10 protein-coding genes are annotated in these 9,667 nt (G+C 58.6%); 6 read left to right on the top strand and 4 right to left on the bottom strand.

Translation table 11 applies throughout. The features are described 5' to 3' along the window. Window positions 1-103: 103 nt before the first annotated feature. Window positions 104-787, top strand: coding sequence for a dTMP kinase (gene tmk / locus BBX50_RS20520; RefSeq protein ID WP_065777175.1), 684 nt, complete (start codon window positions 104-106; stop codon window positions 785-787). Further along, window positions 784-1,815, top strand: coding sequence for a DNA polymerase III subunit delta' (locus BBX50_RS20525; protein WP_065777176.1), 1,032 nt, complete (start codon window positions 784-786; stop codon window positions 1,813-1,815). The genes tmk and BBX50_RS20525 overlap by 4 nt, the downstream gene beginning before the upstream one ends. Here BBX50_RS20525 and BBX50_RS20530 read toward each other — a convergent pair. After that, a complete protein-coding gene (locus BBX50_RS20530) occupies window positions 1,810-2,115 on the bottom strand; it encodes a pyrophosphatase (RefSeq protein WP_065777177.1) in 306 nt (101 codons plus the stop codon). The genes BBX50_RS20525 and BBX50_RS20530 overlap by 6 nt on opposite strands. Window positions 2,116-2,293: 178 nt before the next feature. On the opposite strand from BBX50_RS20530, the gene metG reads away from it, so the two are divergent. The 3 genes from metG to BBX50_RS20545 are packed head-to-tail and all read left to right on the top strand — an operon-like array spanning window position 2,294 to window position 5,472. Then, window positions 2,294-3,847 carry a methionine--tRNA ligase gene (gene metG, locus BBX50_RS20535; RefSeq protein WP_065777178.1) on the top strand — a complete coding sequence of 518 codons (1,554 nt, stop codon included), beginning with the start codon at window positions 2,294-2,296 and terminating at the stop codon, window positions 3,845-3,847. Between the two features lie 10 nt (window positions 3,848-3,857). After that, window positions 3,858-4,637 carry a TatD family hydrolase gene (locus BBX50_RS20540; RefSeq protein ID WP_065777179.1) on the top strand — a complete coding sequence of 260 codons (780 nt, stop codon included), beginning with the start codon at window positions 3,858-3,860 and terminating at the stop codon, window positions 4,635-4,637. A gap of 1 nt (window position 4,638) precedes the next feature. Beyond that, window positions 4,639-5,472: an MBL fold metallo-hydrolase gene (locus BBX50_RS20545; protein ID WP_065777180.1), complete on the top strand. Its 834-nt coding sequence runs from the start codon at window positions 4,639-4,641 to the stop codon at window positions 5,470-5,472. Window positions 5,473-5,507: 35 nt separating this feature from the next. Here BBX50_RS20545 and BBX50_RS20550 read toward each other — a convergent pair whose 3' ends face one another. Beyond that, window positions 5,508-6,455: a phosphoribosylaminoimidazolesuccinocarboxamide synthase gene (locus tag BBX50_RS20550; RefSeq protein WP_065777188.1), complete on the bottom strand. Its 948-nt coding sequence runs from the start codon at window positions 6,453-6,455 to the stop codon at window positions 5,508-5,510. A gap of 385 nt (window positions 6,456-6,840) precedes the next feature. Between BBX50_RS20550 and BBX50_RS20555 the strand changes: the two genes are divergently transcribed. Further along, on the top strand, window positions 6,841-7,323 hold the full coding sequence (locus tag BBX50_RS20555) for a hypothetical protein (RefSeq protein ID WP_065777181.1): 483 nt from the start codon (window positions 6,841-6,843) through the stop codon (window positions 7,321-7,323). A 171-nt stretch (window positions 7,324-7,494) separates the two neighbouring features. On the opposite strand, the gene BBX50_RS20560 is transcribed toward BBX50_RS20555, so the two are convergent. Both BBX50_RS20560 and BBX50_RS20565 read right to left on the bottom strand, forming a co-directional pair. After that, a complete protein-coding gene (locus BBX50_RS20560) occupies window positions 7,495-8,022 on the bottom strand; it encodes a hypothetical protein (RefSeq protein WP_139108303.1) in 528 nt (175 codons plus the stop codon). Between the two features lie 51 nt (window positions 8,023-8,073). Next, on the bottom strand, window positions 8,074-9,426 hold the full coding sequence (locus tag BBX50_RS20565) for a DUF3644 domain-containing protein (protein ID WP_244513207.1): 1,353 nt from the start codon (window positions 9,424-9,426) through the stop codon (window positions 8,074-8,076). Window positions 9,427-9,667 lie beyond the last annotated feature (241 nt).

The following is a 9,667-nucleotide window of genomic DNA, read 5'->3' on the forward strand; positions in this document are numbered from 1 at the left end:
GTCGGCGAAAGGACGCCGCTCTACAATTCATCGTCACCGGACGGTTTCGCGCAGCGGACCAATCGGCTAAACAGGGCCAAATCGTACGCCGATATGGGAAAGCATGGTATCGCTGAAAAAAGGTCTGTTCGTAACATTCGAAGGTGGGGAAGGTGCCGGTAAATCGACACAGCTTCGCCTTCTGGCCGAATCCTTGCGTGCGCGCGGCTACACGGTGCTGACGACGCGCGAGCCGGGCGGTTCTGCCGGCGCCGAAGCGGTGCGCCATGTGCTGCTTTCCGGAGCGGCAGAGGCCTTCGGGGTGAGGATGGAGGCGATTCTATTCGCCGCGGCGCGTAGCGACCATGTCGAAGAGGTCATCCGGCCGGCGATCGACAAGGGTACGATCGTGCTTTGCGACCGCTTCATGGATTCCTCGCGCGTCTACCAGGGCATTACCGGCAATCTCGAGCAGAGTTTCGTCGCGACCCTGGAACGGGTGGCGATCAACGGCGTGGTCCCGGATCGAACCATCATTTTTGACTTGCCTGCCAGCGTTGGTCTCGAGCGGGCGCAACGCCGCGCCGGCGACGACAATCCGGACCGCTTCGAAAAGGAGCACCTGGAGACGCACGAGAAACGACGGGAGGCCTTTCTCGATATCGCCAGGCGTGATTCTGAGCGATGCCGGGTCGTGGACGCGACGCAGCCTGTTGACGCTATCGCCACCGAAGTCCTGTCGCTTGTCGAAGTGCTCCTGCCGCATGGCGATGGCACCGGTACATCGACGGCGGAAGTCGTGTCATGAGCGCCGAACGAGCCGGCGTGCTGGACGGGGCCATCGCGCCCGTGGAGAACAATCGACTGTTCGGTCACGAACAGGCGGAAAGTTTCCTGGCGCAGAGCTATCGGTCAGGCAAAGGACATCACGCCATCCTGATCGAAGGGCCGGAAGGTATCGGTAAGGCAACGCTTGCCTTTCGCTTCGCGCACCACATTCTGAAACATCCGGAACCGGCCGAAGCGCCTGAGACGCTTGCCGATCCCGATCCAGCCTCCGCCATCGGGCGACAGCTCGCCTCGGGCGCTTCGCACAATCTGCTGCACCTCAGCCGGCCGATCGATGAAAAGACGGGCAGGGCGAAGGGTGCAATCACCGTCGACGAGGTTCGGCGGGCGGGCAAGTTCTTCAGCCAGACGTCCGGCACCGGCAACTGGCGCATCGTCATCATCGACCCGGCCGACGACCTCAATCGCAATGCCGCCAACGCCATCCTCAAAATCCTCGAGGAGCCGCCGCGTCGCTCGCTCTTCCTGGTTCTGACGCATGCGCCCGGAAAGTTGCTGCCGACGATCCGTTCGCGCTGCCTGCCGCTGCGGCTGAAGCCGCTCGAAGCGGACCCCTTGCGCCAGGCATTGGCGCATCTTGGGTTCGATCTTGCGGGCGAGAATGCCGAGCGCATCGTCGCGGCCGCCAATGGCAGTGTCGCCGAGGCGCTGAAGCTCATCAACTATGGTGGCCTCGACATTGCCGCGACATTTGAGGCAATCCTTGCAGGGCAGGGACCGGCGGTCCGCAAGGACATGCACAAGCTGGCTGACGCTCTCGCCGGCAAGGACAGCGAGACAATCTTCGAGTTCTTCCAGGCGCTTGTCAGCGATCGCATCATGCACGAGGCGCGCGAGGCCGCCGTTGCGGCCGATATCATGCGTGCCGAGCGGTTTGCCCGACTGTCAGCGTCCGTGGCGGAACGGCTTACGATCAGCGATGCCTACAATCTAGATCGCAAGCAAACCATCCTGTCGCTGCTCGACGACGTGAAAGCGGCGCTATAGTCCGACCTGAAAGCGCCACTTACGCTCGATTGCCGACGACAGGTCGAGATTGTGGTGGTGGGCGAAGAGCAGCACATGCCCGAGCAGATCTGCGGTCTCGTCGGCCATCTGGCTTACAAGTTCGTCCTCTGATTTCCCGTGGGTCCGCCCGCGACCGCTGAGCTTGTTCCAGGCCTGTGTCAGCTCGCCCATTTCTTCCTGCATCTTGAGAACGAACCAGTCACGATCGCGCTCGATGCCGTGCTCTGCGGCATAGCTGGCAGAGGCGGTTTCAAATTGGCTGCCAAGTCGATCCAGCATGACTCACATTCTCCTCTTTGTTTCCCTTTTGTTCTACGGCCGTGTGGCAGCCGTGCAAGACGGTCCGAGCGGCTGCATGATCTTGCCGGCCGGGCTTTTCGTGCATCGCATGTTTCTTCCTTGGAGCGTATGCGCTAAGAGCGTGCGTAGCTTAATCCGAGATAGATCGAATCCGCCTATGAGAGACACGTCCCCTTTCTACATCACCACCGCGATTTCCTACCCGAACGGCAAGCCGCACATCGGCCACGCCTATGAGTTGATCGCGACGGATGCCATGGCGCGTTACCAGCGCCTCGACGGACGTGACGTGTTCTTCCTGACCGGTACGGACGAGCATGGCCAGAAGATGCAGCAGACGGCGCGCAAGGAAGACGTGACGCCGCAGGAACTGGCCGACCGCAACTCCGCGGAATTCCAGAGGATGGCTGTGGCCCTGAATGCGTCGAACGATGATTTCATCCGCACGACCGAAAAGCGCCACCACCAGGCGTCGCAGGACATCTGGATCCGCATGGGCGAGGCGGGCGACCTCTACAAGGATTCCTATGCCGGCTGGTACTCGGTCCGCGACGAAGCCTATTATCAGGAGAACGAGACGGAACTGCGCGACGACGGCGTCCGCTATGGGCCGCAGGGCACGCCGGTCGAGTGGGTCGAGGAACAGAGCTACTTTTTCCGTCTCTCGGCCTATCAGGAAAAGCTCCTGAAGCACTACGAGGAAAACCCTGACTTCATCGGTCCGGCCGAGCGCCGCAACGAAGTGATCTCCTTCGTGAAATCGGGTCTCAAGGACCTTTCGGTATCGCGGACCACCTTCGACTGGGGTATCAAGGTTCCGAACGACCCCTCGCACGTCATGTATGTTTGGGTCGATGCGCTGACGAACTACCTGACCGCGACCGGCTATCTCGATAATCAGCAGGGTCCGCGCGCCAAGTTCTGGCCGGCCAACCTCCATGTGATCGGCAAGGACATCATCCGCTTCCACGCGGTGTATTGGCCCGCCTTCCTGATGTCTGCTGGCCTGCCGCTGCCCAAGCGCGTCTTTGCCCACGGCTTCCTGCTCAACAAGGGCGAGAAGATGTCGAAGTCGCTCGGCAACGTCGTCGATCCGTTCAATCTCGTCGAACATTTCGGCCTTGACCAGATCCGCTACTTCTTCCTGCGCGAAGTCTCCTTCGGCCAAGACGGCAGCTACAGCGAGGAGGGGATCGCGACCCGCATCAACTCCGACCTCGCCAATGGTATCGGCAATCTGGCGAGCCGCTCACTGTCGATGATCGTCAAGAACTGCGATGGCCAGATCCCCGTCTGCGGCACCTTGACCGACGAGGACAAGGCGATGCTCGCCGCTGCGGATGCGCTGCATGAGATCACGCGCGACGAAATGGGCAAGCAGATGATCCATCGGGCACTCGCGGCCATCATCGCCGTCGTTTCCGAGACGGACCGCTATTTCGCCGGCCAAGAGCCCTGGGCGCTGAAGAAGACCGATCCGGCCCGCATGGGCACCGTACTCTATGTCACGGCCGAAGTGGTGCGTCAGATCGCCATCCTGTTGCAACCGTTCATGCCGGAATCCTCAGGAAAGCTGCTCGATCTGGTGGCAGCACCGGCCGACAAGCGCGACTTTGCCGCATTAGGCGAGGCGGGACGCCTTGTCTCGGGCACGCCGCTTGAAGCGCCGAAGCCGGTCTTCCCGCGCTACATCGCGCCGGAAGCACAATAAGGCACTGAGCATGCTGATCGATACGCATTGCCATCTGGATTTCCCCGACTTTGAAGCGGAGCGCGACGCCATCGTCGCGCGGGCGCGCGATGCGGGGGTCGAACAGATGATCACGATCTCGACCCGCGTGAAGCGGTTCGAGACGATCCTTGCCATCGCCGAGGCCTATCCCAACGTCTTCTGTTCCGTCGGCACGCATCCGCACAATGCCGACGAAGAGCTGGACATCACGACGGAAGACCTTGTCCGGCTTTCGGCGCATCCGAAGGTGGTTGCGATCGGCGAGGCGGGTCTCGACTATTTCTACGACAACGCGCCGCGCGCGGCCCAGGCCGAAGGTCTGCGGCGCCATATCGCCGCCGCGCGCGTGACCGGCTTGCCGCTGGTCATTCACAGCCGCTCGGCCGACGAGGACATGGCGGCCATCCTGACCGAGGAAACCGGGAAGGGGGCCTTCCCTTTCCTTCTGCACTGCTTCTCGTCTGGTGCTGACCTCGCCCGTGTCGGCGTCGCGCTGGGCGGATACGTTTCCTTCTCCGGCATCCTGACCTTCCCGAAGTCGGAAGAGCTGCGCGAGATCGCCAAGACCGTGCCGCACGACCGGATGATTGTCGAAACGGACGCGCCGTATCTGGCGCCGAAGCCGTTCCGCGGCAAGCGCAACGAGCCCGCTTACGTCGCTCATACGGCGACGGTGCTTGCCGAAACGATCGGCGTCAGCACGGAGGAAATCGCAACGATCACCACCGACAATGCTTTTCGCATCTTCTCGAAGATGCCGAGGCTCTGACGTGGCGTTCCGGCGCGCCTTCACCATCCTCGGCTGCGGCTCGTCTCCGGGCGTGCCGCGCATCACCGGTGACTGGGGCGCCTGCAATCCCGAAAATCCGAAGAATCGGCGCATGCGCGCGGCACTGCTTGTGGAGCAGACGGCACCCGATGGCGGCAAGACGACCGTTGTCATCGATACCGGCCCGGATTTTCGTGCCCAGATGATCGCGGCAGAGGTCCGCCACATCGATGCGGTGATTTACACCCATTCCCATGCCGACCATCTGCACGGCATCGACGATCTGCGCGGCTACGTCATTGAAAACCGGAGGCGGGTGCCGATCTGGGCTGATGCCCACACCATGGGCCGCATTCGCGAAGGCTTTGGTTATTGCCTGGAATCACCGCCAGGCAGCGGTTATCCGCCGATCGTCGAGCCACACCTCATTCCCCAGGATCTGTCGCCTGTGGTCATCACCGGCGCCGGCGGGCCGATTGCGTTCCGACCGCTGATGCAGTTTCACGGCAATATTCATTCGCTGGGCTTTCGCATCGGCGATTTTGCCTATTGCAGCGACGTCAGCGATTTCCCGGCCGAAACTATCGCCAAACTCGACGGTCTCGATCTGCTGGTAATCGACACGCTTCAGTACAAGTTCCACCCGAGCCATCTGTCGCTGGTCCAGTCGCTCGGCTGGATCGCGCGCTTCCAGCCGAAGCGGGCGGTGCTGACGCATATGCATGTGCCGCTTGACTACGACACGGTGCAGGGCGAGACGCCTGATCATATCGAGCCGGCATACGACATGATGCGGCTCGAATTTGACGTCGATGTTGCGGCGAACGACGGCTAGTAAATTAGATTAGCCTAACTATCTAATTTATGGATTCATTTGGAGAAATACGGCTCCAGGTTGGAGCGTATGCGATCGAGAACCGTCGCGCCCGAAAGATCCGGGACAAAGCGCTTGCCGGTGATCTTCTCGAAAGCTTCGATGTAGACGGCCGAGGTCTGCTCGATGAGTTCCGCCGGGATTTCCGGGATCGGATCCTTGTAAGGATCGCAGCGCGCGGTGACCCAGGCGCGCACGAAATCCTTGTCGAAACTCTTCGGCCGCTCACCGCGCTCGAAGCTTTCTTGGTAGCTGTCGGCGATCCAGTAGCGGCTGCTGTCGGGCGTATGGATCTCGTCGGCGAGAATGATCGTGCCGTTCTCGTCGGTTCCGAATTCGTATTTGGTATCGACTAGGATCAGGCCGCGCTCGGCGGCGCGTTGCTGGCCACGAGCGAAGAGAGCCAGTGCATATTGCCAGACTGTGTCGAGCTGCTCCTTCGTCAGCAGTCCTTGCTCGAGGATCGCTTCGGCCGACAGCGGCTCGTCGTGGCCACCGTCGAAGGCCTTGCTGGTCGGCGTAATGATCGGCTGCGGGAGCTTCTCGTTGTCGCTGAGACCATCCGGCAAGGTGATGCCGTACATCTCGCGCTCGCCATTGCGGTATTTCGTCAGGATCGAGGTGCTCGTCGTTCCGGCGAGATAGCCGCGCACCACGACCTCGACCGGCAGGATGTCGAGCCGCTTGCCGATGACGACATTGGGGTCCGGATAGCTGACGACGTGGTTCGGGCAGATGTCCGCGGTTTCCTCGAACCAGTAGCGCGCGGTCTGGGTCAGCACGTGACCTTTGTTCGGGATCGAGGTCAGGATGACGTCGAAGGCGCTGAGGCGATCCGTAGCGATAATGATACGGTTGCCATCGGGCAGATCGTAGTTTTCGCGAACCTTGCCTTTGTAGCGGTTTGGCAGTTCCGGAATGAAAGCATCTGAAAGAACGCGCAATTCGCTCATCACATCTGGCCTTGAAAGAGGTGCTTCGATGCCGGAACGCTAAGCAGGCCGGAAAGGCCCGGTCAAGCGCGACAAGGCAAGGAACAGGCACAATCCATGCTTTCCGGCACGTTCGATAGTTCCAAAGAGTGCGGTTTCGGCCTTGTAGCTGGGTGAGTGAGTGAGGAGCGACCCCAGCGCTGCTTTGGTTCTTGGTCACTTCTGGCTACAATCTTGAGTTCTAAGGCGTTGCACGCAGGATAAATGCGCGTTTGTTGCTTTTACTGAGCAGCCTGAAAGCAACACCTGATCTGCTGTAGCTCAAGGCGCAAAGCGCCTTTGTTGCGTCCGCATCTGATCCACACATACTGTGCATCATGGTCAGAGTGAGAGAGCGATGGAGCATTCTTTGAGAAGATTCGCCGGTCTTCTGGCGGTAGACCCATCGGGAGCGGTTGCCGAAGCCGTGAGATGGATTCCCCGCTACCGGCCCGCCGTCGAACAACGGCACGCGGCTATCATGTCCCATTGGATGGCGGGTGAACATGATGCCGCCTTGGTGGAGCTTCACTTCTGTATGACTGCGGCCAGCCGCATCGTCGCTTTCATCAACGTGACAGCAAAGCACATTGAAGGCGAAGTGAAGACCCACGTCAGCTCCCGTGACTTCTGTCTATTGGTGGACGCCCGTAACCATTTTGAACACGCCGAGGATCGGCTCTATGGGAGCGGGCGCAACCGGCCCCAACCCATCACCGAAGGTGGTGTTGCGCGCACCGTCCACTTTAGCATTTCACATTCGGAGACAAGGCGCTCGATGTGTCGCCCAACTTCCTCGCCGGGTTCCTATCCTTTGTGGATCGGTTCCTCGAACTGGTAGATGCCGCAGTTGAGGCAGCTACGCCATTTCCTGGAGACGGACCATCCTGAATGCTATATCGCGGGCCTGATCTTCTCAGCGCTGTTCGCCAGCGGTCGTGCTCAATGATCTTTTCAAATCGAACAGAGCCGATGTGAATAACAGATAGTCTTGGTGCTCAATGGAAAACGCTTATCCAGCCGCATCCCAGCCTGGCTCCCATGCAGACGGAATACTTACTTTATTAGAGACAATTCCATCGCACTGAATGTAAATTTTAAGATTATAGTTATCTGGTGCTTTTGTGACGATGAGGTTGAATACTACATCTATCTCTACAGATCGCACGTTCTCTTCTATAGAAAAAACGAGTTTTTCTTCATCCTCCGCCCCCCAACGCGATAGTCCATAAGCTGGCAATGATGGGCTCGATAGATTTTCCTCAAAAAGCCAGCAGGAGCAATTCTTTGCCGTTCCTTCAGATTGCTTCTCCACGACCAGCGTGAATGGAGTCCATAACCTGCTGTCAACATCAGGCAGGTCGGCAGCTTGGATGTGATTAGGGCTTACGTCCCTAATCGTAAGAACAGCGGGAACATATGGTTCGAAGAAATATTCACGAATGCTGTCGATGTTCGTCAAAAAAGCTGCGAAGCCAGCGACCACGGAAGTCAGCAATAAGGCAACGGGTCCGATGAATCTGCGTAGTTTGAACCACATAAGAGACTCGATTTCTTTCTCCATAGGGTTGGAAACGAAGCGGCGTTGTCCTTACTGATACTTATCGGGATTGACTTTGCAGTGTTCCAGGACTGCCTCCAGCCATCGGTCGTACCAGACCCAATGCGCCTTGTAGTCTCCGACGCACCCGTATCCCCTGGAAGGATTCTTAGCATCAAGTTCGTTCATCAGCTTGGTGTGAGCACCTGGCCCGAACTTAGGGAAGCCTGCTTCTGCAACCTTTTCCAGGATTTCCTGCCGGATATACCGAGTGCGATTAACCTCCTTGAAGACGACCTCAACCTTGTCCGCGAGTTCCGATCCCGGTGGAACCATAACGATGGCCTGATCAGCTCCTGCCGCCTTCTTTGCCGCAATAGGGATGAAGGCAACTTTGAGCCTGAAGGTCGGGTCTTTCACCTGCTCATCGGTCAGGCCATGCTCGAACGCAGATATAAAGGATGAGACGTGCGGCGGTAAGCTCGACGCTTTTTTTAGCGCGGTGCGCTGATCCATGCCAAACGAGACAAACTGCAATGCAATCGGCAGGCGTTTTTCCAAGCCAAACTGGTGTCCAAAGTGCTGCTTCAGCGCGTCGTTGAAGTTAACGCAGCAAGCCTGCAACTCCGCTCCGACGGCATCGTCAATGCGAGAGGTGGACTGATGCTCGATCTCGTTTCGCAATCCGATGAGGAAGCGCAAGTTCGTCTTGACGCCTTCGGGGAGGGGACACTTTCCGGTATCAAGGCACTGGCTCAGGTCCCAGTATCTGTCTTGTCCCTGAGGGGTTTTCCTTCCCTTGTAGAAGTAGTCCACGCCCATGCGCTTATACAAAGCGTGCAACAGGTAGGTCCAAGCGATGATGGCGGTGACTACAAACAGTTCGGCTCGGAAGGTCAGGCCAGCGCTGTTGAAAATGTGAACAGCGGCAATCATTGCTTCGCGGGCCTTGATGAGAAGCTCGTCACCCCGGACGCTAAGCCCGGTCTCATGATCTACGTCTGGCCATGTAGCCAGGAATTCATTGAGGGCGTCGTTATCGGCCGCCTTGACCGCCTTGTGCTTCTTTTGGGATCGAATCTCACTGATCAACCGGTGGTTTACGGTTCTTGTGGGTCGGGTGAAGTAGGCAAGAATGTCCTGGTCGTTGTAGACTTTCTTGTCGAGCATCGCCTTGACGAGCGGAACCTCCCACTTGTCGAGCGTATTGCCACCTCGACGTTTTACGGTCCTCTTTTCCTGGACTTCCTCAGCGACGAGTTCCTGTGCAGCCAATAGCGCTTCGTCGCCCGGCTCTAACGCTATCATTCCTGGGAGATCACCACCGCTGCCCGTCATTTCCGCCTCCTTAGCGGATTGCATATTAGCAATCTCCATATCATGAACAACATCAGGTTGCGTCAACGATGTCTTCTTCCAACATGCCTGAGGAAGTCCACAACTGCGTAAGCGGCGGTTTAGGCGCAAAAAGCAACACAGCCGAAACCGCACCACTGTTCCATAATCTATCTTATGCGATCTTCGTATGTAGCGGCATTTTAGAAATGCGACGTATAGGCCAGTTAGAGATGCGACAGTCGTCGCCTCTTGGGAGGCTGGTCGAAGGTCAGCGTTGGGAAGCAAGATCAGCGACTTGCATCGTGGC

The sequence above is a fragment of the Ensifer sp. LC11 genome (assembly GCF_001695835.1).
Classification (GTDB): domain Bacteria; phylum Pseudomonadota; class Alphaproteobacteria; order Rhizobiales; family Rhizobiaceae; genus Ensifer.

Coding starts and splice junctions, on each gene's coding strand:
- BBX50_RS20540 (WP_065777179.1), top strand. CDS start 3,858: ATGCTGATCGATACGCATTGCCATCTGGATTTCCCCGACTTTGAAGCG.
- BBX50_RS20555 (WP_065777181.1), top strand. CDS start 6,841: ATGGAGCATTCTTTGAGAAGATTCGCCGGTCTTCTGGCGGTAGACCCA.
- tmk (WP_065777175.1), top strand. CDS start 104: ATGGTATCGCTGAAAAAAGGTCTGTTCGTAACATTCGAAGGTGGGGAA.
- metG (WP_065777178.1), top strand. CDS start 2,294: ATGAGAGACACGTCCCCTTTCTACATCACCACCGCGATTTCCTACCCG.
- BBX50_RS20530 (WP_065777177.1), bottom strand. CDS start 2,115: ATGCTGGATCGACTTGGCAGCCAATTTGAAACCGCCTCTGCCAGCTAT.
- BBX50_RS20525 (WP_065777176.1), top strand. CDS start 784: ATGAGCGCCGAACGAGCCGGCGTGCTGGACGGGGCCATCGCGCCCGTG.
- BBX50_RS20560 (WP_139108303.1), bottom strand. CDS start 8,022: ATGTGGTTCAAACTACGCAGATTCATCGGACCCGTTGCCTTATTGCTG.